This window comes from Lentzea waywayandensis, from assembly GCF_900115955.1.
In the GTDB taxonomy this organism is placed as follows: domain Bacteria; phylum Actinomycetota; class Actinomycetes; order Mycobacteriales; family Pseudonocardiaceae; genus Lentzea; species Lentzea waywayandensis.
Window position 1 is genome coordinate 248543 of record NZ_FOYL01000009.1, and the last position, 23478, is coordinate 272020.

A 23478-nucleotide genomic window follows, 5' to 3' on the forward strand; every position below is an offset into this window, starting at 1 on the left:
CGTGCCCACCTGTCTTCCCCTGGTCCGCCGTCGTTGTCACGTGTGCGCCGCCGATCGCTTCCGGGCGAGCGGCAAGTTCCGCGTCAACGCCAACCACAAGGTCCTCGACGCCTGGCTCCTCGTCCTCTGCACGGGGTGCGGGGACACGGCCAAGCTCACGATCTTCGAGCGGGCGCACGTCCGTTCCGTCCGGCCCGCGTTGCTGGATCGGCTGCACTCCAACGACCTGACTCTCGTGCCCGAACTGTTGCAGGATCCCGTTCTGCAGCACCGCAACCGCGTCTCCCTCGACTGGGAGGGGGCGTGGCGGCTCGACACCGGCGGGTCCGATCACCTCGAACAGGAGGTGATCGACGTGTCGGTGCGGTTCGCGGCACGGATTCCGCTGCGGCCGGTGCGGCTGATCGCGGACGCGTGCGGGCTGTCGCGGGCCGAGGTCGAGCGGCTGATCGTCGAGGGGAAGGTCGTGTCGGCGATCCGGTTGACCGGCAAGGTCTCCGGCGACTTCACCTTCACGCTCAAACGCTGAACGTCCGCGTCAGTGCGGCCAGTACGGCGGCCACGCCCGGAGGATCGGGCGGGTCGCCGTACGTCGCGGCGTGGATCTGGCGGTGGAAGCCTTTCAGCTCGGTGGCGTGCACGTCCGGCCGTCGATGAGCCTGCAAACCCAGTCCTGGCAGGATCGCGACGCCCGCTCCCGCTGCGACGAGGGCCTGGACGACCACCATGTCGTCGCTGTGCGACGAGACGCGGGGCGTGAAGCCCTCGCTGCGGCACACCGTTTCCAGCTCCTCCTGGCACGCGTCGCACCCACCGATCCACGCGGAGTGCCGGTGGTCCGCGAGGCTGTCGTCCGGCTGCCGGCTGATCAGGTGGATCGGGTCGTCACCGAGGTGCACGAACCGGAAGCCTTCCTCGACCGGGGTGTCCGCGTGCCGGAAGACGAGGGCGATCTCGATCTCGCCGTGCCGCAGCATCTGCAACGCCTCGACCGGATGCCGTTCGACCAGGCTGAGCTCGAGTCCGGGATGCTTCTCGGCCAGGGCGGCGGCGGCCTTCGGGACGATCGTCGCGGCGGCGGAGGCGTTGGCGGCCAGCCTGACCCGTCCCGACTGAAGGCCTACCTGCGCGGCCAGTTCGGTGGTGGCGGCATCGACGCGGCCCATGATCTCGGCCGCGCGGGCCGCCAGCAGTCGTCCTTCCGGCGTCAGGCGAATCCCGCGGCCGATCCGCTGCACGAGCTTCACGCCCGTCTCCGCCTCCAGCCTCGCCAGGTGATGGCTCACCGACGGCTGGGAGTAGTGCAGTTGCTTGGCCGCTTCGGTCACCGAGCCGTGCCGGGCCACCGCCGCCAGCACCTTGAGGTGCACCAGGCTGAGCATTCATCAAGGCTATCAATGAGAACGCCGGGCTTTTGGCATTGGACGTCATGGATAGGCCGGGCCACGCTGGGTTCATGACCAAGGTGACGTGTGATCTCTCGATCTCCCTCGACGGCTACGCGGCGGGACACGGCCAGACCGAGGACCGGCCGTTCGGCGAGGACGGCGGCGACGGCTGGGGCAGCGAGCTGCACGCGTGGATGGAGGATCCCGACGAGCGGACGTGGCAGATGGACCGTCTCGCCGAGACGAAGGCGTTCATCATGGGGCGCAACATGTTCGGCCCGGTCCGCGGTTCGTGGGACCGTGCGTGGAACGGCTGGTGGGGCGACAACCCGCCGTACCACGCGCCGGTCTTCGTGCTCACCCACCACGCGCGCGAGCCGCAGCCGATGGAGGGCGGCACGACGTTCCACTTCGTGACCGAGGGCATCGCGGCGGCGTTCAAGCTCGCCCGCGAGGTGGCGGGGAACGGCAACATCTCCATCCACGGCGGCGCCTCCACGATCAACCAGTACCTGACGGCGGGCCTGATCGACGAGCTGCGGCTGCGGATCGTGCCGATCACGCTCGGCGCCGGCACGCGGCTGTTCGACGGCGTTCCCGGGCTGAACCTGGAGCAGGTCGACTCCCGGGCGGGTGCCGCGTTCACGCATGTGACGTATCGGGTCGTGCGCTGATTGGCGTCTTGATCGCTCCACATCGCCAGGCCAAGGTGAGGAAGGTTCAGGTACCTGAACACCTCGGAAGCCGACGGCGTCAGACGAGGAGCACGAATGCGGAAACGCACGACGATCGTCCCTCTGCTTGCCCTGCTGAGCCTGGCCCTCCCCACTCCCGCGACCGCCCAGCCGAACGGCACGGTCACCTCGGGGCAGGCCAGGTTCCAGATCCTCTCCCCCACCCTGATCCGGTCCGAGTTCGCCGGGGACCGCCGCTTCGAAGACCAGGGCACTTACAACGTTGTAAATCGCACCTTCCCCCGCACGGCCTACTCCTCACGGGTCGCCGACGGCTGGCTCACCATCACCACCTCGGCCCTGACCGTGCGCTACCGCGTGGGCTCCGGGCCGTTCCGCGCGGACAACCTCGAGATCAAGACGGCCGGCACGACCGCGTCCCCGTGGCGGCGGGTGGTCTGTGCGACCGGGCAGCTGTGCGAGGCTGAGGACCAGCATCGCGAGGGCGTGCTGGTCGCGGCCGACCATCCCGGGTCCACCGGCGCCGGGTTCGCCGCCGGGTTCTCCTACACCAACAACGGGATCACGGCGACCGTCCGCGCTTCGAGTGCGGGCAGGCACCGGGTGGTCGTGAAGTACGCGAACGGGCGGGGTGGCGACGGCAAGCACGAGAACCGCACGCTCGGGCTCGGTGTCGACGGGCAGGCTCCCCGCCAGATCACGCTTCCGGCGACCGCGGACTGGAACGCCTGGCAGCAGGTCTCCACGGACGTCGACCTCTCGGCGGGCGAACACCGCATCTCGTTGACGCGAGGCGCCGCCGACTCGGGCAACGTCAACGTCGACAGCCTCGCGCTGCTCACCGCGGACCAGGCCTATCCCAGTGTGAGGGCCATCGACGACTGCCGGTTCGGCACGAGCTGCGAGGCCGAGAACGGCGTGGTGACCGGCGCGGCCAAGATCGCCGTCGAGCACGCCGGGTTCGCGGGTACCGGGTTCGTCGCCGAACTCGTCGGGGGCACGCGGCTGAGCCAGCGCGTCACCAGCGTGCCGGCGGCGGGCACGTATCCGGTGGTGCTGCGCTACGCCAACGGTGTCGGCGGCGACGGCAGGCACGAGCCGCGGACAGTGCTGCTCAACGGGCAGGCGATCACGTTGCCCGTCACGGCGAACTGGGCGACGTGGGCCACGGCGACGGCGCAGATCCCGTTGCCCGCGGGCACTTCCGACCTCACCGTCACGTGTCCCGACTCCGGCTGTCACGTCAACCTGGACACCATCGGGATCAACGCGTCGGCGCAGCACCTGGCGCTCGGCGGCTACCGGCGCTCGCTCGACGGGTACACCGGCACCAACGGCGATCCCCAGCTGACCCCGGGCCTGTTGTACCGCGACGGCTGGTACCTGCTGGACGACACGACCTCCGCCCTGCGCAACGGGACCCCGCGAGCGGATCGGGGTGCGCAGCCGTACCAGGACGGGTACGTGTTCGGTTACGGCCAGAACTACAAGACCGCGCTCGGTGATCTCACGGCGCTGACCGGTGGGCCGAAGTTGTTGCCGCGCTGGGCTTACGGCGTCTGGTACTCGGAGTACATCGACCGGACCGCCGCCGACTACCGCGACCGCATCCTGCCCGCGTTCCGGCAGCACGGGGTGCCGCTGGACGTCCTGGTGGTCGACACCGACTTCAAGGCCGGCAACACCTGGAACGGCTGGCAGATGGACCGGTCGAAGTTCCCCGACCCACAAGGGTTCCTGGACTGGGCACACGGCGAAGGCCTGCACAGCACGTTGAACATCCACCCGAGCATCCAGGGCAGCGATCCGGACTTCGCCCGCGCGCAGGCGACCGCGAAGGGCAAGCTGGCCAAGGGTTCCTGCACGGACTGCTACGTGTTCGACTGGGCCGACCCCGACCAGCTGCGTGCCTATCTCGAACTGCACCGGAGCATGCCGACCGACTTCTGGTGGCTCGACTGGTGCTGTGACGGATCGGGATCGTCGTTGCGCGGCGTCGCGCCGGACTCGTGGATCAACGAGCAGTACACGAAGATCGGCTCGTTCGCGTTCTCGCGCGGGTTCGGGTCGCTGCAGGCGGGCGGGTACAGCGGGTCCGGTCCGTTGCCGACCGGGCCGTGGGCGGAGAAGCGCACGACCCTGCACTTCACCGGCGACACCTCGTCGACGTGGGGCACGTTGAAGGGGACGATCGGCTACACGTCGGCCGAGGGTGTGTCGACCGGGATGTCGAACATCAGCCACGACATCGGCGGCCACAACGACACCACCGGCCTGCGCGGGTCGGAGACGTACCTGGACAACGGCCAGGTCCGTTACACCACCAAGATGCCGGACGACATGTATGCGCGGTGGGTGCAGCTGGGCGCGTTCCAGCCGATCACGCGACTGCACAGCAACCACGGCGACCGGTTGCCGTGGCAGTACGGTCCTGCCGCGCAGGCGTCGGCGACGAAGTTCCTGAACCTGCGCGAACGGCTCGTGCCGTACATCTACTCGGTGGCCGAGCAGGCTCAGCGAACGGGTGTTCCTCTGGTGCGTCCGGCCTACCTGGAGTATCCGGGCAGTCCGGAGGCGTACTCCACAGTGGACAGCCAGTTCCTGCTCGGGCCGGACGTGCTGGTCGCGCCGATCACCACGCCCGGTGACGTCGGCGAGACGCGGGTCTGGTTCCCGCCCGGCCAGTGGACCGACTACTTCACCGGAAAGGTCTATCAGGGCAACACCTGGGCCACTGTCAGCGCGGGCTGGGACATCATGCCGGTGTTCCTGCGCGCGGGCGGCATGCTGGTCGAACGCAGTGCTGACGTGGCGAACGACGTCCAGAACCCGTCCGGCCCGCTGACCGTGCACGTGACGGCCGGTGCGAAGGGCGAGTTCACGCTCTACGAAGACGGCGGACGCACGCGGATCATCCAGCACGGCGACACGATCGTCCTGCTGTCCGGCAAGGTGACCAAGCGGGACTGGAAGTTCGTCGTGCACAAGGCGGACGGGTCCAGCCACGTCGTGCAGGCGCGCAACTCGCCGGCCGTGGTCAGTCTTCGGGCACCCAGGTGAGCAGCCGGACCTTCGCGACGGTGCGCACGTGCTTGCGCATCGCCGCCGCGGCCTTCTTCGCGTCCCCCGCGGCGATGGCCTCGTAGATCGCCGTGTGCTGCGCCAGCGACCGGGACGGGCGCCCCGGCTGGCGCAGCGACTCGGTGCGGCTCTCGGTGATCTGCTCGGCGATGGTCTTCATGAACTCGGCGAGCAGCGAGCTGTGCGCGGCGGCGGTGACGGCGGCGTGGAAGCGGCGATCCCCTTCCACGCCGTTGTCGCCGTCAGCGATCTCGTCGCGCATGAAGTCCAGCGCCGCGCGGATGGTCTCCAGCTCGGCGTCGGTGCGGCGTTCGGCGGCGAGCTCTGCCAGCTTGGTCTCCAGCGCCTCGCGGGCCTCCAGCACCTCGGGGAGGCGCTTGCGGCGTTCGACGAGCTGCTCGACCGGCTCGACGTCGAGGGTGTCGCGCACCAGGTACGTGCCGCCGCCGTGCCGGGCCTCGACCAGGCCCTGGACCTCCAGGACCACGATCGCCTGCTTGACCGACGCGCGGCTCACGCCGAGGCTCGCGGCGAGGTCGCGTTCGGCGGGCAGCCTGTCCCCCGCGCTCAGCCCGGCCTCGATCACGTGCGCGCGCAGGCGTTCGAGCACCTGCTCGTACAGGCGGGACTTGACCATGGGCCGCAGTGCCTCGGACATCGGCCCAGGATAACCGGTCAAGTGGCTCATCCACTAGGCCACCTCTTGACAGCTGCTGGACAGTGGGCGGAAAGTGGCTGAACCACTCGGCCACTGAGCCAGCTCTGGCCGGCCACTCGGACAATCCCAACGACGGGAGCCCTGCATGTCCGCCGAACTGATCTCGATACTCGTGCTGGTCGTGGTGTTCGTCATCGCCACGACCAGGTCGATCAACATGGGTGCGCTCGCCTTCGCCGCGGCCTTCGGGGTCGGCACGCTGGTGGCGGACATGAAGACCGACGACATCTTCAAAGGCTTCCCCGGCTCGTTGTTCGTCGTGCTGGTCGGGGTGACGTTCCTGTTCGCCATCGCCCGCGCCAACGGCACCACGGACTGGCTGGTGCACATGGCGATCCGGCTGGTCGGCGGGCGGATCGCGTTGATGCCGTGGGTGATGTTCGCGATCACCGGCGTGCTGACGGCGATCGGCGCGGTGAGCCCGGCGGCGGTCGCGATCGTGGCGCCGATCGCGATGGGGTTCGCGGCCAAGTACCGGATCAGCCCACTCCTGATGGGCGTGATGGTGGTGCACGGCGCGCAGGCCGGCGGCTTCTCCCCCATCAGCATCTACGGCACGATCGTCAACGGCATCGTGGCCAAGGAAGGCCTGCCGGGCAACGAGATCGTGCTGTTCCTGGCCAGCCTCGTGGTGAACCTGCTGATCGCCGTCGTGGTGTTCGTGGTGCTGGGCGGCATGAAGCTGGCGCGGCACCCACTCGACGCGCCCGCGCTGGCCCGCGCCGGTGGTGGCGACGACAGTCTCGGCGGCGGAGTCGGCGACGACGGCGGCAGCGACGTGACCAGCGACGTGACCGATGAGGCCGCCGAGCGCGTCGCCCTGACCGCGCCCCGCATCGCCACCCTCGTCGGACTGGCCGCACTCGTCGTGGCGGCGCTGGTGTTCGACCTCGACGTCGGCCTCGCCGCGATCACGGTCGCCGTGCTGCTCAGCGTGGTGTGGCCGGAGACCTCGAAGCAGGCGATCACCCAGATCACGTGGCCGACCGTGCTGCTGATCTGCGGCATCCTCACCTACGTCGCCGTCCTGCAGACGATGGGCACGATCAAGTGGGCGGGCGACTCCGTCGCGAGCGTCGGCGCTCCCCTGCTCGCGGCCCTGCTGATCTGCTACATCGGCGCGATCGTGTCCGCGTTCGCGTCGTCGGTCGGCATCATGGGCGCGCTGATCCCGCTGGCCGTGCCGTTCCTGTTGCAGGGCGAGGTCAGCGCCATCGGCCTGATCGCGGCGCTGGCGGTGTCGGCGACCGTGGTCGACGTGAGTCCGTTCTCCACCAACGGTGCCCTGGTCCTCGCCGGCGCGCAGGACGTCGACCGCGACAAGTTCTTCAAGCAGCTGATGGTCTACGGCGGGATCATGGTCGCGGCAGCGCCGCCGCTGGTCTGGCTCGCCCTCGTCGTCCCGGGAATCTGGTGAGTCGATGTTCGCCTTGCAGTCAGACCGCGTCGCCCTCCGCTTCGGCGACCGCACCCTCACCCACACCGAACTGGCCGCCTGCGCCGGAGCGTTGGCGCGGCAACTGTCCGGCCTGCCTCGGGTGGCCGTGTGGGCGACGTCCTCGATGGAGACGTGCGTCGCGGTGGTCGCGGCTCTCCTCGCCGGGGTACCCGCCGTGCCGCTCAACCCGAAGGTCGGCGAACGCGAACTCGCCCACATCGTGGCGGACAGCGCGCCCGCTCAGGTGCTGGCGGCTCCCGGCACGCGGCTTCCCGCCGGACTGGACTCGGTGCCACGCCTCGACGTCACACTCGACGGCGGCTCCTCCGAGCCGTTCGCCGATCCCGGCGACGAGGCTCCGGCGCTGATCGTCTACACCTCGGGCACCACCGGCTCCCCCAAGGGCGTCGTGCTGCCGCGCCGGGCCATCGTGTCCACATTGGACGCGGTGGCGGAGGCCTGGGGGTGGTCGTCGGACGACGTGCTGGTGCACGCGCTGCCGTTGTTCCACGTGCACGGGCTGATCCTCGGCGTGCTGGGCCCGTTGCGGCGCGGCGGCACCCTGCACCACCTGGGCAAGTTCTCCACCGATGCCGTGGTGCGGGCGCTGGACGGCGACGGAACGATGATGTTCGGCGTTCCGACGATGTACCACCGCATCGCGGAGGAGGTCGGCGACGACCAGAAGCTCGCCGACGCGCTGGGCGGCGCCCGGCTGCTGGTGTCGGGCTCGGCGGCGTTGCCGGTGCGCGACCACGAGCGGATCGCCACCGCGACCGGGCAGCGGGTCGTCGAGCGGTACGGCATGACCGAGACGCTGATGAACACCAGCGTCCGCGCGGACGGCGACCGCAGGCCGGGCGCGGTCGGCGTGCCGTTGCCGGGCGTCGAGGTGCGGCTCGTGGACGACGCCGGACTGACGCTGGACGACGTCGGTGCGATCGGCGAGATCCAGGTGCGCGGCCCGAACCTGTTCGCCGAGTACCTGAACCGGCCCGACGCCACCGCCGAGGCGTTCGCGGACGGCTGGTTCCGCACCGGCGACGTGGGCACGCGCGACGAGGACGGCTACTTCCGCATCGTGGGCCGCAAGGCCACGGACATCATCAAGAGCGGCGGCTACAAGATCGGCGCGGGCGAGATCGAGAACGCCCTGCTGGAGCATCCCGGGGTGAAGGAGGTCGCGGTGACCGGCGAGCCCGACGACGACCTGGGCGAGCGGATCGTGGCCTGGGTCGTGTCCGCCGGGGCCGGTGCCTCGCCGGACGAGCTCGCCGACCACGTGGCGCGCCTGCTCACGCCGCACAAGCGGCCTCGGGTGGTGCGGTTCGTGGAGTCGTTGCCGCGCAACGACATGGGCAAGGTGATGAAACGTGCCCTGCGGACGTGAGTCTGCCCGTGCGGTGATCGGCCGGGTGGCGTCGTCGTTCGCCGAGCTGCCGGACGATCTCGGACTGTCCGGAGTGGACGATCCACGCTGGTGGCCCGGTGACGGCGATCAGGCGGACGGGCCGCTCCGGTGGCCCGGCTACGGCGACCAGCTCTCGCGGGCGGAAGCCTCCACCGGTGAGCGCGAGTCCGTCGTCTGCGGAGTCGCCGAGATCGGTGGCGTCACGACCGTGGTGGTGGCGTTCGAGTTCGGGTTCCTCGGCGGCTCGCTGGGCACGCGCACCGGCGCCCGCATCGAGCAGGCCTTCACGCACGCCCGCGAGCTCCGCCTTCCGGTGGTCTCGCTGGTCGCGACCGGGGGCAGCCGCATGCAGGAGGGCACGCTCGCGTTGACGCAGCTGCCCCGGATCGCCCGCCAGATCACGCTGACCCGCGAAGCAGGGCTGCCGCACGTCGCCGTCCTGCGCGATCCCACGACCGGTGGCGGCTGGGCCACGCTCGGGGCGGGCGCGGACGTCGTGCTGGGGCTGCGCGGGGCACAGGTCGGGTTCGCCGGGTCGCGGGTGCGTCCGCCGGGATACTCGGTGACGCAACAGTTCGCGGCCGGACTGGTCGACCAGCTCATACTGGCCGAGGAGTTGCGCGGGCGGCTGGAACGCTGGCTGCGGCTGCTCACCACGTCGGCGGACGGCCCCGCCCCTGTGCCGTCCGCGCTGGGCCAGGGGACGTTGCCGAAGACCGGTTGGGACGCGGTGGTGCGCGCTCGCACTCTGGGACGTCCACGTGCCAAGGCCTACCTCGCCGCGTACTTCGACTGGCACGAGCCGATCAACGGCGATCGCAGCGGCGGCGTCGATCCCGGTGTGCTGTGCGGGTTCGGGCACCGCGACGGCGAGACGATCGCGTACGCGGCGCAGTGCGGCACGGCGACACGGCCTGCCGGGTTTCGCACGGCGGCGCGTCTGGTGCGGCTGGCGGACCGGCTCGGCATCCCGGTGCTGACGCTCGTGGACACACCGGGTGCGGCCAACGACGCCGGCGCCGAGAAGGCCGGGGTGGGAGCGGCGATCGCCGACCTGTTCACCGCGATCGCGGCGGCGCGGGTGCCGGTGACGACACTGGTGATCGGCGAGGGCGGGTCCGGTGGCGCGCTGGCGTTCGCCGCACCGGACCGGATGTGGGTGACACCGGACAGCTACTTCGCGGTGATCTCACCCGAGCTGGCGACCGCGATCCTGAAGCGGGACCCAGGCCAGGCCCGGCAGACGGCGGACCAGCTGCGGTTGCGGCCACAGGACCTGGTCGAGCTGGGCGTGGCGCAGGGGATCGCCCAGCTCGACCAGACCACCGATCAGGCCACAGCCAGGTAGAGGAACGCCAGAAGCGAACTCGGGACGCAGATCGTCACGAGTCCGACCACGCCGTAGAACGGCTCTTTCTTCTGCACCATGGCGCCCAGCGCACCGACACCGATGAGCACGGACGCGACCAGCAACACCAACACGACATAAGACATGCGAGATCCTCAGGAGTCAGAGGTACGGAGAGTCGGGAGCCGCCGTACATGGCGGCGCCCGGCTCGACCACTGACCTGAGGTCGTTGCCTCAGCACTGGAAGCGCACCCGACAACCACTTGTGCTCTGACCGGCGGCGGGCACGGACCGGTCACCGCCCCGAGCAGTGCCCAGCAGGCGTCGGGGGACGCCGTCGTCTGCACCTGGACAGCCGAGACCGGAGCGTTCAGCCCCGATCCCGGCTGGTCGGAAGAGACCTCACGCGTGCTCGAGCCGACGAACGCCAGCAGCAGGGCCAGCAGGAGTGCCGGCCACCTCACTGAGCCGCTGCCCGCCTGCGGAGGAAGAACTCGCCGACCGGTTCCACGTACCGCGCCGCGATCGGGCCGATGATCGCCATCAGCAGCACGTACGCGGTGGCGAGCGCGGCGAGCTGGTCGCTCACGTGACCAGAGGCGACCGCCAGACCGGCGATGACGATGGAGAACTCGCCGCGCGCCACCAGAGCGGCGCCGGTTCGGGCGCGGCCCATCGGTCCGATGCCCTGGCGGCGAGCCGCCCACCAGCCCGTCGCGACCTTGGTCAGCGTGGTGATCACCGCCAGCAGCACCGCCATGCCCAGCACCGGCGGGATCGTGCGCGGGTCGGTGTTGAGGCCGAACACGACGAAGAACATCGCGGCGAACAGGTCCCGCAGGGGTTCCAGCAGACGGGTGGCGTTCTCGGCGGTGGAGCCGGAGATCGCGATGCCCAGCAGGAACGCGCCGACCGCGGCGGACACCTGGAGCTCCGAGGCGATGCCGGCGACGAGCAGCGCGGAGCCGAGGAGCTTGAGCAGGAACACCTCGTGGTCGGGACTGTCCACAACGGCCGAGATGACGCGGCCGTACTTCAACGCCACCACCAGGACCACGGTGATCGCGAGCAGCGAGATGCCGACCGACGTCAGTCCGCCGAGGAAGCTGACACCCGCGAGCACGGCGGTGAGCACCGGCAGGTAGACGGCCATCGCCAGGTCCTCGAACACCAGCACCGACAGGATCACCGGTGTCTCGCGGTTGCCGAGCCGGCCGAGGTCGCCGAGGACCTTGGCGATGATGCCGGACGACGAGATGTAGGTGACGCCCGCCATCGCCAGCGCGCCGACCGCGCCCCAGCCGAGCATCAGCGCGACGATCGCGCCGGGTGCGGCGTTGAGCACGATGTCGAGGACGCCGGCCATCCACGACTTCTTCAGGCCGGTGGTCAGCTCGGAGGCCGAGTACTCCAAGCCCAGTAACAACAACAGCAGCACCACGCCGATCTCGCTGGCGAGGTGCGTGAACTCCTCGATGCCGTGCAACGGGATCAGCCCGCCGGACCCGAACGCGAGACCGCCGACGAGGTAGAGCGGGATCGGCGAGATGCCGAATCTCCAGGCGAGGCGGCCGAGCAGGCCCAGTCCGAAGAAGACCGCACCCAGTTGGATCAGGGCGATCGTGGTGTCGTGCACTGGTTCAGCCGCCCGTCAGGATGTCCGCGGCGGTGCCGAGACCGTCCGCGGTGCCGACGACGACCGCGAGATCGCCGTTCTCGAACAGGAAGTCGGGTCCGGGCGACGGATGCGCGTTGCCCGCCCGCACCACGGCCACGATCGACGCGCCGGTGCGGGTGCGCAGCGCGGTGTCGCCGAGGGTGCGGGCGGCGAACGCGGTGACCGGCAGCTGACGGGTCGTGATCCCGGTGATGTCGGCGTGCTGCCTGGCCAGTTTCGAGACGAGCTGCGGCGCCCCGAGCAGCCCGGCGAGCGTGCCCGCCTCCTCCGGCGTGAGCGGGATCGAGGCGGCGGTCGTGTCTGGATCATCCTGTTTGGACATGATGAGCTCGAACTTGCCGTCGCGGTAGGAGATCACGCCGATCCGGCGGCCGGAGCGGATGGAGAAGTCCTGCCTGACCCCTATGCCGGGCAGGGGCGTCACTTCGACGTTCACTCGAGTTCCTAGGGTTCGATGAGCCCGGCGCGGATCGCGTACCGGGTGAGTTCGAGGCGGTCCCTGAGCCCGAGTTTCTGCAGGAGGTTGGCCCGGTGCCGCTCGACGGTCTTGACGCTGATCACGAGCATGTCCGCGATCTCCTTGGAGGAGTGGCCCTCCGCGACCAGCTTGAGGATCTCCTCCTCGCGGTCGGTGATCGCCTTGGCCGGGAAGCCGCCACCCTCCCTGGCGCGGTCCAGGTAGTTGCGGATCAGCGAGTTCACCGCGCCGGGATAGAGGAACGGCTCGCCGCGCATCGCGGAACGGCACGCCTCGACCAGGTCGCGGTCGGCGACGGACTTGAGCACGTACCCCGACGCGCCCGCCTTGAGCGCCTCGAAGAAGTACTGCTCGTTGTCGTACATCGTGAGGATCAGGATCCGCAGGTCCGGGAGGATTCTCGACAGCTCGCGCGCGGCTTGCAGCCCGGTGAGCCGCGGCATGGCGATGTCGAGGATCGCGAGATCCGGCTGGTCCTTGCGGGCCATGGCGATCGCCTCGGCACCATCACCCGCCTCGCCGACGACCTCAAGGTCCGGTTCGTTGTCCAGGATCAGCCGGACGCCGCGGCGGACGAGCGCGTGGTCGTCCGCGAGCAGGATGCGCACGGTCATTCGCTCTCCCCCTTCGCCTTGACGACCAGCCTGACCTCGGTGCCCTGGGATGTCGGTCCGACCGTGAGATCGGCGCCGACCAGCAGTGCGCGTTCCCGCATGCCCCGGATTCCGGCTCCTTCCTGACTGCTGCCGATCCCCCGGCCGTCGTCGCGCAGCCGTAGCTCCACTTCGGACGGACGGGCGGTCAGGCTGAGCTCGATCTCCTGGGCGTTCGCGTGGCGCACGGTGTTGGTGAGGCCTTCCTGCGCGACGCGGTAGACGACCAGCTCGGTCTCGGCGTCCAGCGCGGGCAGGTTCTTGTCGAACGACCGCCTGATCGTGAGCCCCGCCGGTTCGCCGATCTCCCGTGTGAGTGCTTTGAGCGCGCTGACCAGCCCCAGCTCCTCCAACACGCCCGGCCGCAACCGGCGGGCGATGCGGCGGATCTCGTCGAGCGTGCTGCGCGTGGTCTCCTGCACCTGAAGCAACTCCTCGCGGGTCTCCCGCGGCGACTGGTCCGCCACCCGCTTGAGGCCGAGCAGCACCGCCGTCAGCGACTGCCCGACCTCGTCGTGCAACTCCTGCGCCACCCGGCGGCGTTCCGACTCCTGCGCGGAGAGGGCGATCGCCGAGCTGTACCCGCGCTCGGCCTCCAGCCGGTCGATCATGCTGTTGAAGGTGGTGATCAGCTCGGCGATCTCGCCGTGCCCCCTCGCGTGCAGCCGCGGCCCAGGCTTGAGCAGGTCGATCGTGGTCATCGCGCGCGTGAGCCTGCCCAACGGCGCGAGCCCCACCCGGATGAGCACGGCGTTCGCGATCAGCATCACGACCAGCCCCGCCGCCAGCACCACCACCTCACGCAACGGCGCGGGCGTCGACACCGTCGCGGGCCCGAACACCAGCAAGGCCGCCGCCAGCACCAGAACCAGGGCGTTGAGCAGGAAGATCCGCCCGAACAACGACACGCGCGCCGCCTCTCCGTGATCACTTCCCGCCACGCCTGCGAGGCTGACGGGCGAGGGCGCCACGTGTCCATCCGTGGCAACACCCATGTTCACGGGGCGAGGGCAGGTGTGCCGGTCGGAGGGGTGGGGGCTGGGCGGAGGTGGGGATGGTCACGCCGGGTGGAGTGACGCGGGCCGCGCTCGGCGGGCGTGGGTCGCGCCGGGCGAAGTGACACGAGCCGCACCCGGCAGGCACGGGCAAGAGCCGTACTGAGCGAAGTGGCACGGGCCGCACTCGGCGGGCGAGGGTCGCACCGGACGAAGTCGCGCGAGCCGCACTCGGCGGGCATGGGCGAGGGCCGCGCCGAGCGAAGCCACACGAGCCGCACCCGGCAGGCACGGGCAAGAGCCGCGCGGGCCGCACCCGGCAGGCACGGGCGAAGGCCGCACCGAACCCGTGGCCGGGGCGGCGAAGATCGCGCCTGACGTGCAGACACCGCAGGCCAAGGGTCCGCACCGAACCCACCGCCAAAGGCGACCAAGGGTGGCGACACCCACGCCCGACGCCGATCCTCCGCCCAGCCCACAGCCAGCTTGAGTGCCGTGACGGATCGCCAGAACCCGCCTCACCAACGGATCGTGGGAACCCGACGCCCTCAACCCCCAGCTGGGAGGCGCCCGATGACCACTCGCCAGAAGACCTGGCCGGCGCACCTGATCGCGCTCGCGCTGGTCGCGGCAGGCCTGCTCGTGCCGCACGCGCTGCTCGTCGCAGCCGGACTCCTCCTGGCGGGCTCGGTCGCGCTCAGGCCAGGCGCGGAACGGTGAACACCCGCAGGAACGTGTCGAGCAGCTTGCGGCTGCCCTCCAGCTCCACCACGCCGTCGCGCAGCGCCGTGATGATCGCCCGGTAGGACGCCAGCTCGTCGTCGGCGAGCTTGGGCGTGATGATCAGGTCGGGCTTGACCGGCGACGGGCCGAGGCCGGCGGTGAGAACACCGTCGGTGATCACCGCGTGCGCCACTACGTCGCGGACGTGGATCTCCCAGGCCGCGGTCAGCCCTGCCGCTTGCGAGGGCTGGAACACGGCGCGGAGGTTCAGCACCACGCCCTCCGGTGAGACGACGTCTCCCGGCTGCGGATCGCCGAGCTGGGTCGCGCCCCAGCGGGCCAGCGACAGCAGGGCCGGCTCGAGCGACCTGCCGACCTCGGTGAGCGCGTAGACGACGCCTCGCGCGGGCGCGGGGGCGACCTGGCGTTCCACGATGCCGGTCTGTTCCAGCTCCTTGAGGCGGCTGGCCAGCACGTTCGTCGGGATTCCCGCCAGGCCCGTCTGCAGCTCCGAGTAGCGACGCGGCCGGACGATCAGGTTGCGCACGATCAGCAGCGCCCACCGCTCGCCCACCAACTCCAGCGCGCGGGCGAGGCCGCAGTACTGGCCGAAATCACGTCGCTTCACGCACTCACCGTAGCAAGCTTGCATCAGAGTAGCCAACTTCGTGATGCAAAGCGCACTTGCAAAAAGCAAGCGATCGGCCTTACTGTCGTCGGCACTACTCCCCGAACCTGAAGGAAGCGCGATGACCGCACTGCTCGATCGCACGGAAACGGCCTCGCGCCGGCCGTACCTGTCACGCGGCGTGGGCTTCGCGGGCATCTCGGCCGCGATGGTCGTGATCCTGGTGGCGGCCGGAGCGCCGACCCCGTTGCTGCCGGTCTACCAGCACCAATGGGGGTTCGCGCCGTGGGTGCTGACCCTCGCGTTCGGCGTCTACGCGTTCTCGCTGCTCGTCGCGATCCTGGTGATCGGGTCGCTGTCGGACCACATCGGACGGCGGCCGCTCATGATCGCCGCGCTGGGCATCGACCTCGTCGCGATGCTGATGTTCCTGGTCGCGCCGAGCATCGGCTGGGTCATCGCCGCACGGGTCGTGCAGGGTGTCGCGACCGGCGCGGCGTCGAGCGCGCTCAGCGCTGCCGTCGTCGAGCTCGCGCCTGAGCGGTTCAAGAAGCTGGGCGCCCAGATGACCAGCATGGCGCCGCTCGGCGGGCTCGCCATCGGCGCGCTCTTCGCGGGCGTGCTGGCCGAGTTCTCCTCGAACGCGGCCTTCGACGTGTGGTTCGTGCTCGCCGTGGTGATGGCGGCCGGGACGATCTTCGCGGTGTTCACGCCCGAGACCGCGACGCGCAAGCCGGGCGCCATCGCGTCGCTCAACCCCCGCATCTCACTGCCCGTCCAGGTGCGCAGGCTCTACTGGACGTCGATCCCCGGCATCGTCGGCGGGTTCATGACGATGACGGCGTTCATGGGACTCGTGCCCGCGCTGCTGGTCGCGGTGTTCGCGGTGAAGAGCCCCCTCATCGGTTCGCTGCTGGCCTTCGTGGCGCTCGGAGCGTCCACTGTGGCCTCGGCGTTCAGCAGTGGCATCCGGGCACCGAGGCTGCGGCTCGCCGGCATCAACGCGATGATCCTCGGCGCCGTCCTGTTCATCGCCAGCATCGGCACGACCTCGCTGCCCCTGCTCTGGGCGGCCGCGGTGGTGGGCGGCGCCGGGATCGGCGCCTCGTTCGCCGGTACGACCCGCGGGCTCGTGCCCGAGGTCGCGCCGCACGAGCGAGCCGGTCTGTTCACCGCGATCTTCTTCGTCGGCTACCTCGCGATGGGCAGTTCGGCGATCATCGCGGGCCTGTTCGTCGGCGTCGTCGGCGCGGCTTCCATGGCAATCGGATTCGGTGTGGTCGTCGCGATCGTGACGGTGATCGGCGCGGTCGCGACCGTCCGGCTCAACCGGAAGTGATCTTGTCGGCGTGCACGTGCGTGCGCACCCCCTGGGGGTCGAACAGGATCAGCAGTTCGACCGCGCCGCCGTCCGCGCTGCCCAGCCAGTGCGGCTTCGAGGTGTCGAACTCGGCGGCCTCACCGGGCGGCAGCGTCAGGTCGAGGTCGTCGAGCACCAGCCGCAACCGTCCATTCAGGACGTAGAGCCACTCGAACCCGTCGTGCGTCTGCAACGTGGGTTCGAGTGGTTCCGCAACGGCCGGGATGAGCATCTTGAACGACTGCACCCCACCGGGCCGTCGCGACAACGGCACGAACGTCATGCCGTACTTGTGGATCGGCTTGAGGTGGATGCGCGGGTCACCGGTGCGCGGGGCGCCGACGAGGTCGTCCAGCGGAACGTCGTAGGTGCGCGACAGCGGTAGCAGCAGTTCGAGGGTCGCCCGGCGCTGCCCGCTCTCCAGCCGCGACAGAGTGCTCTCCGAGATGCCGGTGGTCGTCGCGAGGTCGGCGAGGGTGATGCCGCGGTGCCGGCGCAGCGTCCGCAGTCGTGCGCCCACCCCGTCCAGAACGTCTTCGGTTTCGCGGTTCACGGGCGCCATCTTGCCATCATGGCAAGTTTTCGTGCCAGTTCCAGCAAAACCAGCCGAGGCTGGGCCCATGAAACGGCTCCTGCTCGCACTTCTGCTCACGATCACCGCCTGTTCCGCGCCGCCAGAAACACAGCCGCACGCTCAGGTCACCCAGAACGACCCGGCCTTCCAGAAGACCTTCCGGCACGAGTTCGCCGACGTCGACGGCCTCAAGATCCACTACGTGACGGGCGGCAGCGGCACCCCGGTCGTGCTGATCCACGGCTGGCCCCAGACCTGGTACGGCTGGTGGCCGATCATGCCCGCGCTCGCCGAACGCCACACCGTCTACGCGCTCGACCTGCCCGGCCTCGGCGACAGCACCGGCACGCCGAAGGGCTACGACAAGGCCACGCTCGCGCGGTACGTCCACGCGCTGACCAGCAAGCTCGGCCTCCGGAACGCCTCGATCGTCGGCCACGACCTCGGCGCCGCGGTCGCGTTCCAGTACGCCAGCCAGTTCCCCGACGACACCGCCCGCCTGGGCTACCTCGACCTGCCGCTACCGGGCCCGGCGATCGACGCGCGCACCTACCGGAGCTTGAGCTGGCACATCGCGTTCCACTCGCAGCGCGAGGTTCCCGAGGCCATCGTCCGGAACGACGTCCGCGACTACCTCAAGCTCTTCTACCCGCAGGTCGCCTACCAGGGCAGCGCTTTCGGTGGCACGTCGACGAAGTCCCCGTTCGCGGACGACGAGATCGACGAGTACGCGCGCACCTACGACAAGAGCCTGTCGAACGGCTTCGAGCTGTACCGCGCGCTGGACCAGGACGTCCGCGACACCGAAGCCGCCAAGCCGGCCCAGGCCCCGACCCTGGTCATGGCCGCCGAGGGCCAGGCCAAGGCGATCGCGGGCACGGCGGCCCCGCGGATGACGAACATCGTGCAGGCGCTCGAAGTCCCGCACGCGGGCCATTGGTTGGTCGAGGAGAACCCGGAGTTCGTCACCGCGGAACTGCTGCGGTTCCTCAGTTCATGACTGGAAAGCGATCGGCCCACGGCAACGCCTCTTCCAGCTGCGCCGCGAGCTTGATCAGCACCGACTCCCCCGCGAGCGGCGCGACGAACTGGACGCCGAGCGGCAGCCCGTCCGCCGTCCAGTGCAGCGGCAACGACAGCGCGGGCCTGCCGGTGATGTTCGCGAGCTGCGTGTAGGGCACCCACCCGAGGTTGTCCTTGATCATGTCGTCCACGATCGGCGTGTGCCGCAGGAACCGGGCGGTGCGGGTCTTGAGCAGCACGTCGGTGGCCCGTTGCAACGACACCGGCAGGTCGAACTGGCCGACCTTCGGCGGCGGGGTCGCCAGGGTCGGCGTCAGCAGGAGGTCGTAGGACTCGAAGTACGTGCTCAGGCGGCGGGTGTGCTCGTGCCGACGCTGCACGGCGTCCACGTAGTCGACGCTGCTCGTGGCCCGTCCCAGCGCGGCCATGAGCAGCGTGTCGCGTTCGAACGCGCTGTCCGGCGCCCCGGTCAGGCGCTTCGCGTCCGCGACCTTCCAGGCGAGGTTCACGAACCACGTCAGCAGGAAGTCCTTCGCGAGCGCGGCGTCGTCGAACGGCGCCTGCGGCAGTTCCTCGACGTGGTGGCCCAGCTCGGTGAGCACCCCGACGGCGGCCGCGACCGCCGCGACGGCCTCGGGGTGCGGATCCGGGTTGATCGCCGACGGCACGCGGACACCGATCCGCAACCTGCCAGGCGCCTGGCCGACGAACGAGGCGAACGACTCCGCGGGCAGCGCGGGCGAGTACGGGCCGGCGAGCTCGCCGCCGCAGATGACGTCGAGCATCGCGGCCGTGTCGCGGACCGTCCTCGACACCACGCCCTGCACCGCCGCGCCGTGCATCATCTCGGCGGTCTCCGGGCCGAACGGCGTGAGTCCGCGGCCCGGCTTCAGCCCGACCAGTCCGCAGCACGCCGCCGGGATCCGGGTCGAGCCGCCACCGTCGTTCGCGCCCGCGCACGGCACGATCCCGGCGGCGACCGCGGCTGCCGAACCGCCCGACGACCCGCCGGGAGTCCTTTCCAGATCCCACGGATTGCGCGCGGGACCCCAGACGGTCGACTCGCTGATCGCCTTCGCGCCGAACTCGGGCAGGTTGGTCTTGCCGAAGATCACCAGGCCGGCGTCGATCCAGCGCTGGACGACCGTCGAGTGCTCGGCGACCTTGTGCGCCGTCAGCGAGCGCGACCCGTTCGACGTGGGCAGGCCCGCGTAGTCCTGGCCGAGGTCCTTGATCAGGAACGGCACCCCGGCGAACGGACCGGTGAGGTCGTCCGAGGGTTCGGCGGGGACGTCCCGGACGATCGCGTTGAGCCGCGGGTTCACCTCGGCGGCGCGCTCCCGTGCCACCGCGAGGAGTTCTGCCGCGGAGACCTGCCTGTCCGCGACGAGCCGGGCCAGGCCGGTCGCGTCGTACTTCCGGTACTCGTCGAAGTCCACGCGCTCAAGGTAGCTGCTCGGCCACGCCGAAGATGGTTTCTCGCACGACCGCGGGAGATTCCTGCGGGATGAGGTGCCCCGCCTCCTCGACGACGATCATCTTGCCGCGCGGCGCGGCGTCCATCAGGCCGGCCGCGTGCTGGTTGAGCACCGGGCGCCACGTCGCCATCCCCCGCTCGACCAGTCCCGCCTGCAGGCAGACCGTCGGAACGTCCGGTGTGCCCGTTGCCTGCACCCGGCGCATGATCGGCAGGGCGGACCCGATCTGGGCCGCCTCCCGGCTGCCCGCCTTCATCGCCCGAGCGGTCGCGTAGTCGCGCGTCATGATCTCCACGTCGGCCGCGGAGATCTCCGGCGAGACGCCGTTGCGGAAGGTCTGCCGCTTGATCAGCCCCTTGCCGCCCAGGCGTGCCACGACCGCCATCATGCTGAAGAACCTCGCCGCGACCCTGGCGTTCCTCGTGGACATGATCTCGGCGAGCGTCGCGTCCACGAACACCATCCCGGCCACGCGTTCCGGATACCGGTCGGCGAACACCCGGATGATCGGACCGCCCCAGCTGTGCCCGACGAGCAGCACCGGCTCGGTCTCGGCGAGCGCGTCGAGCAGCGCGGTCAGGTCGTCCACGATCCGGTCGAGCGTGCGGTCGCGCGGGTCGACGTCGCTGCCGCCGTAGCCCGCGCGGTCGTAGGAAAGCGTGCGGTAGCGGGCGGTCACCTCGCGCTGGGTGTGGATCCACGACGAGCCGGGCGCGCTCATCCCGGCCTCGAAGACGATCAACGGTCCGGGGCCCGCGCCCGCCGTGACCGCGCGGAGCGCACGGCCGTCCGGCAGGGTGACGATCTTCTCCAGCATCGCGGGGCCTTTCACTCGTGCCAGCTCGGCGGGTGGAGTTCGTCCCACAGCGCCGCGCCTTCCAGCTGTGCGGCGAGGGCGAGCAGTTCGGAGTCACGGCGGTGGCGGCCCACGAGGTGCACGCCGTGCGGCAGTCCGTCATCGTCCACATGCGACGGAAGCGAGATCGCGGGAACTCCGGCGAGGTTGGCCCACGGCGTGTGGCAGGACCACTTCAGCATCAGGTCGGCCTCGTCGCCGGTGTAGTAGCCGATCGGGACCGGCGGGCCGTTCGTCGTGGGCGTCAGCACGACGTCGTGGTCGTCGACCGCGGCCAGGAACGTGCCGGCATAGCGGGCGAGCAGTGCCTGTGCCGTGACGATGTCGTTGGCGGACAACGTGTCGTTGATGGCGAGCAGGTGCCGGGTGTACGGCCGCAGCAGCGGGATTCGGTCCGGCGGCACCATCAGCTGGGTCACGGCCCCCACCTGATAGGCGAACCAGGCCAGGATCGCGCGGCCCACGCGCTCGTCCCAGCGGGCGGGCAGCGGGATCTCCTGGACGTCGTGACCGAGCTCCTTCAGCACGTCAGCGGTGCGCCGCACGGCCAGTTCCGCCTGCGGGTGGCCGTCCTCGCCCGTGCCGGTGTCCGTCCACAGGGCGATTTTGAGGCGATGCCGGAGCTTCAGGGCCGAGGCGAAGCTGCCCTCGTTGCGCCATCCGTACAGGTCGCCGGGTGCCGGTGACGCCATCACGTCCAGCAGCAGCGCGGCGTCCTCGACGGTGCGCGCCATCGGTCCCTCGGTGCTCGCGACGAGGAACGAGGCGGCCGGCGCCGGGCTCACCAGGCCTCGGCTCGGCTTCATCCCGACGAGGTGGCAGGTCGCCGCGGGCGTACGGATCGAACCGGCGCCGTCGCTGGCGTGCGCCACCGGCAGCAGTCCCGCCGCTACGGCCGTGGCCGCACCACCGCTGGAGCCGCTCGAGTAACGCGTTGGCGCGTAAGGGGTCACGGCCGGATTCGGCGTGATGTCGTTCTCCGTGTAGCAGGTCGCGCCGAACTCCGACGTGTTCGTCTTACCCAGCACGACCGCGCCTGCCTGGCGCAGCAGCCCGACCGTCCAGGAGTCCTCCGGCGGCACGAACTCGGCCAGCGCCGCCGATCCGAACGTCGTGCGGATACCGGCCGTCGCCGCGAGGTCCTTGATGCCGAGCGGCAGTCCGAGCAGTGGCGGGTGATCTCCCCTCGCCAGGCGCTCGTCCGCACGTGCGGCCTCGTCGAGCGCGCTCTCGTTGACCGTCACGAACGCGCCGAGTGCGGCACGCCGTTCGATGCGTCCCAGGTAGTGCTCGGTCAGCTCGCGGGAGCTGATCTCCTTCGCGCGCAAGGCCTTCAGCTGTTGCGCCGCCGTGAGTTCGTGCAGGCTCATGGCTTTACCGACGCTCCGGTGAGCAGGCGGTGCACCGACGACGTCACCACGTCGAGTTCCTCGGACGTCATCGGGTCTCCACCGAACATCCGCCGGTGCATCAGCGGGCCTTCGAGCAGGTTGCCGACGAACGGCAGCTCTGGCACCTCGGCGATCTCACCGCGCCGCACCGCCCGTGCGATCGCGTCGACGAGCGGCTGCGACCGGCGCACGACCAGCGCGCGGAACGTCCGCTCGGCCTCGGCGTCCCCGCGCAGGTCCGCCAGGAAGCCGACCAGGCCGTCGTTCCACGGCTCGTTCCAGGCCCCGGCCAGGTCCTCGGCGAACGCCCTGAGGTCGCCGTGCAACGTGCCGGTGTCGGGATCCGGCACCGGCGGCAGATAGGTGTCGAGCACGTCCGCCACCAGCCTCACCTTGCTGCGCCAGCGCCGGTAGACGTCGGTCCTGTGCGCCCCGGACTGGGCCGCGACCTGCGTCAACGTCAGCGCGTCGTAGCCGTTCGAGGTCAGCAGCGACCACGCCGTCGCCAGCAACCGCTGTTCGAGATCGGGATCCCGCGGACGCCCAGCCACCGGCAGCCCTCCAATTCGCAACAAGTTGTAGCGATACCGTAGGGCTCCCGGCTCCGAGTCACAAGTGGCCGTTGCCCAGGTGGCTCATCGCGGCCGCAACTCCGACGTCGAGGGCGTCCTGCATGACGCGCGGGCGTCGCTCGGTGCGGCCGATTGCCGCGCTGCCCACCGGCGGACGGATCTGGAGACAGTCCGGATGGGACGCGAGCAGGTCCTCGTCCTGCGCCCTGATCTCCTCGCGGCGCAACCAGCCCGCGACAACTCCCGGCGCGTGCCGGGCGAACCAGCGCGACAGCACGAGGCGTTCGCCACGCGACGGCGGTGTCCCCGCGAACTCGTCCTCGCGGCGGGTGCGCAGGGCGACGACGTGCGTGGCGCCCTGCGAGATCGCCGTCCTGACGGGGATCGTCTCGCTCAGTCCCGCGTCGACGTACGGGCGGCCGTCGATCATCACCGGATCCCCGGCGAGGAACGGCATGGCGGCCGACGCCCGCAGCGCGGTCTGCAGGCTCAGCGTGTCCCGTACGTACCCGTGCAGGTCGGCCGCCTCGCCGGTGAGCCCGTCCGTGGTCATCGGGTGGAACTCCACGGGGTTGTCGAGGATCTCCGCGAAACCCATCGGCACGACCTGCGTGTAGATCGTGTGGACGAGGTGATGGGTGTCCACGACCGGCCGCCGGGTGAACGCCCGCCTCGGGTTGATCGTCGTGCGCATGACGGCCGGATCCCACCACGCGTGCTTGCTCTGGTCCGCCCGGCCGCAGAGCAACCAGGCCGCGTTCAGCGACCCCGCCGAACTGCCGTAGACGGCGTCGAACAGCGGCAGCAGCCCGAGCCGTTCGATCGCGACGGTCATCCCGCTCGAGTAGACGCCGCGTGAGCTTCCGCCTTCGACCAGCAACACCAGCCGCGCGTCGTCCTTTCGTTGTCCTGGAAGGCTTTGCTGCCGCCTGCGCTCGTGCAGCAACTCGAGAACCGTCATGCCCGAAACCCTATCTGCGGGCCTTCCG

General features: G+C 70.3%; 23 protein-coding genes. 9 read left to right on the plus strand and 14 right to left on the minus strand.

What is annotated here, in order from left to right:
• Positions 1-40 precede the first annotated feature (40 nt).
• Positions 41-529: a DUF1062 domain-containing protein gene (locus BM417_RS30985; RefSeq protein ID WP_245822268.1), complete on the plus strand. Its 489-nt coding sequence runs from the start codon at positions 41-43 to the stop codon at positions 527-529.
• Here BM417_RS30985 and BM417_RS30990 read toward each other — a convergent pair.
• A complete protein-coding gene (locus tag BM417_RS30990; RefSeq protein WP_093601859.1) occupies positions 519-1382 on the minus strand; it encodes a LysR family transcriptional regulator in 864 nt (287 codons plus the stop codon). The two genes, BM417_RS30985 and BM417_RS30990, sit on opposite strands and share 11 nt — an antisense overlap.
• A 74-nt stretch (positions 1383-1456) precedes the next feature.
• Here BM417_RS30990 and BM417_RS30995 point away from each other — a divergent pair, with 74 nt between their 5' ends.
• Positions 1457-2062 carry a dihydrofolate reductase family protein gene (locus BM417_RS30995; protein ID WP_093601861.1) on the plus strand — a complete coding sequence of 202 codons (606 nt, stop codon included), beginning with the start codon at positions 1457-1459 and terminating at the stop codon, positions 2060-2062.
• A 96-nt stretch (positions 2063-2158) separates the two neighbouring features.
• Positions 2159-5143, plus strand: a complete 2985-nt coding sequence (locus BM417_RS31000) for a TIM-barrel domain-containing protein (RefSeq protein ID WP_093601863.1) — start codon at positions 2159-2161, stop codon at positions 5141-5143.
• Here the strand turns inward: BM417_RS31000 and BM417_RS31005 are convergent.
• Positions 5121-5822, minus strand: a complete 702-nt coding sequence (locus tag BM417_RS31005; protein ID WP_093601865.1) for a FadR/GntR family transcriptional regulator — start codon at positions 5820-5822, stop codon at positions 5121-5123. The two genes, BM417_RS31000 and BM417_RS31005, sit on opposite strands and share 23 nt — an antisense overlap.
• Positions 5823-5967: 145 nt before the next feature.
• On the opposite strand from BM417_RS31005, the gene BM417_RS31010 reads away from it, so the two are divergent.
• Genes BM417_RS31010 through BM417_RS31020 form a run of 3 tightly spaced genes read left to right on the plus strand, consistent with a single transcriptional unit; the run spans position 5968 to position 10079 of the window.
• Positions 5968-7299 (plus strand): SLC13 family permease, encoded by a 1332-nt coding sequence (locus tag BM417_RS31010; RefSeq protein ID WP_093601867.1) that lies wholly within the window; start codon positions 5968-5970, stop codon positions 7297-7299.
• 4 nt (positions 7300-7303) lie between these two features.
• A complete protein-coding gene (locus BM417_RS31015) occupies positions 7304-8710 on the plus strand; it encodes an acyl-CoA synthetase (protein WP_093601869.1) in 1407 nt (468 codons plus the stop codon).
• On the plus strand, positions 8694-10079 hold the full coding sequence (locus tag BM417_RS31020) for a carboxyl transferase domain-containing protein (RefSeq protein ID WP_177320691.1): 1386 nt from the start codon (positions 8694-8696) through the stop codon (positions 10077-10079). Before BM417_RS31015 ends, BM417_RS31020 begins: the two co-directional genes overlap by 17 nt.
• Here BM417_RS31020 and BM417_RS48055 read toward each other — a convergent pair.
• The 5 genes from BM417_RS48055 to BM417_RS31040 all read right to left on the minus strand — a co-directional run bounded on the left by BM417_RS48055 (position 10061) and on the right by BM417_RS31040 (position 13830).
• Positions 10061-10225, minus strand: a complete 165-nt coding sequence (locus BM417_RS48055; RefSeq protein ID WP_177320692.1) for a hypothetical protein — start codon at positions 10223-10225, stop codon at positions 10061-10063. The two genes, BM417_RS31020 and BM417_RS48055, sit on opposite strands and share 19 nt — an antisense overlap.
• Positions 10226-10540: 315 nt before the next feature.
• Positions 10541-11716, minus strand: a complete 1176-nt coding sequence (locus BM417_RS31025) for a cation:proton antiporter (protein WP_093601871.1) — start codon at positions 11714-11716, stop codon at positions 10541-10543.
• A gap of 4 nt (positions 11717-11720) precedes the next feature.
• A complete protein-coding gene (locus tag BM417_RS31030) occupies positions 11721-12194 on the minus strand; it encodes a cation:proton antiporter regulatory subunit (RefSeq protein WP_093601873.1) in 474 nt (157 codons plus the stop codon).
• Between the two features lie 8 nt (positions 12195-12202).
• Positions 12203-12850 (minus strand): response regulator, encoded by a 648-nt coding sequence (locus BM417_RS31035; protein WP_093601875.1) that lies wholly within the window; start codon positions 12848-12850, stop codon positions 12203-12205.
• Positions 12847-13830 (minus strand): HAMP domain-containing sensor histidine kinase, encoded by a 984-nt coding sequence (locus BM417_RS31040; RefSeq protein WP_245822269.1) that lies wholly within the window; start codon positions 13828-13830, stop codon positions 12847-12849. Before BM417_RS31040 ends, BM417_RS31035 begins: the two co-directional genes overlap by 4 nt.
• 627 nt (positions 13831-14457) lie before the next feature.
• Here BM417_RS31040 and BM417_RS48060 point away from each other — a divergent pair.
• Positions 14458-14604: a hypothetical protein gene (locus tag BM417_RS48060; RefSeq protein ID WP_177320693.1), complete on the plus strand. Its 147-nt coding sequence runs from the start codon at positions 14458-14460 to the stop codon at positions 14602-14604.
• Here the strand turns inward: BM417_RS48060 and BM417_RS31045 are convergent.
• Positions 14582-15235, minus strand: a complete 654-nt coding sequence (locus tag BM417_RS31045) for a winged helix-turn-helix transcriptional regulator (RefSeq protein ID WP_177320694.1) — start codon at positions 15233-15235, stop codon at positions 14582-14584. The two genes, BM417_RS48060 and BM417_RS31045, sit on opposite strands and share 23 nt — an antisense overlap.
• Before the next feature lie 121 nt (positions 15236-15356).
• Here BM417_RS31045 and BM417_RS31050 point away from each other — a divergent pair, with 121 nt between their 5' ends.
• Positions 15357-16574: an MFS transporter gene (locus BM417_RS31050; RefSeq protein ID WP_177320695.1), complete on the plus strand. Its 1218-nt coding sequence runs from the start codon at positions 15357-15359 to the stop codon at positions 16572-16574.
• Here the strand turns inward: BM417_RS31050 and BM417_RS31055 are convergent.
• On the minus strand, positions 16561-17148 hold the full coding sequence (locus BM417_RS31055) for an XRE family transcriptional regulator (protein ID WP_093602107.1): 588 nt from the start codon (positions 17146-17148) through the stop codon (positions 16561-16563). The genes BM417_RS31050 and BM417_RS31055 overlap by 14 nt on opposite strands.
• A 67-nt stretch (positions 17149-17215) precedes the next feature.
• Between BM417_RS31055 and BM417_RS31060 the strand changes: the two genes are divergently transcribed.
• Entirely contained in the window at positions 17216-18169 is a 954-nt protein-coding gene (locus BM417_RS31060; RefSeq protein WP_093601881.1) for an alpha/beta fold hydrolase, read from the plus strand.
• Here the strand turns inward: BM417_RS31060 and BM417_RS31065 are convergent.
• Genes BM417_RS31065 through BM417_RS31085 form a run of 5 tightly spaced genes read right to left on the minus strand, consistent with a single transcriptional unit; the run spans position 18159 to position 23450 of the window.
• Positions 18159-19631, minus strand: coding sequence for an amidase (locus BM417_RS31065; RefSeq protein ID WP_093601883.1), 1473 nt, complete (start codon positions 19629-19631; stop codon positions 18159-18161). The two genes, BM417_RS31060 and BM417_RS31065, sit on opposite strands and share 11 nt — an antisense overlap.
• A 4-nt stretch (positions 19632-19635) precedes the next feature.
• Entirely contained in the window at positions 19636-20502 is an 867-nt protein-coding gene (locus BM417_RS31070; RefSeq protein ID WP_143138870.1) for an alpha/beta fold hydrolase, read from the minus strand.
• On the minus strand, positions 20499-21896 hold the full coding sequence (locus BM417_RS31075; RefSeq protein WP_093601887.1) for an amidase: 1398 nt from the start codon (positions 21894-21896) through the stop codon (positions 20499-20501). Before BM417_RS31075 ends, BM417_RS31070 begins: the two co-directional genes overlap by 4 nt.
• Positions 21893-22468 carry a TetR/AcrR family transcriptional regulator gene (locus tag BM417_RS31080; protein WP_177320696.1) on the minus strand — a complete coding sequence of 192 codons (576 nt, stop codon included), beginning with the start codon at positions 22466-22468 and terminating at the stop codon, positions 21893-21895. Before BM417_RS31080 ends, BM417_RS31075 begins: the two co-directional genes overlap by 4 nt.
• 58 nt (positions 22469-22526) lie before the next feature.
• Positions 22527-23450 (minus strand): patatin-like phospholipase family protein, encoded by a 924-nt coding sequence (locus BM417_RS31085; protein ID WP_093601890.1) that lies wholly within the window; start codon positions 23448-23450, stop codon positions 22527-22529.
• Between the last annotated feature and the right edge of the window lie 28 nt (positions 23451-23478).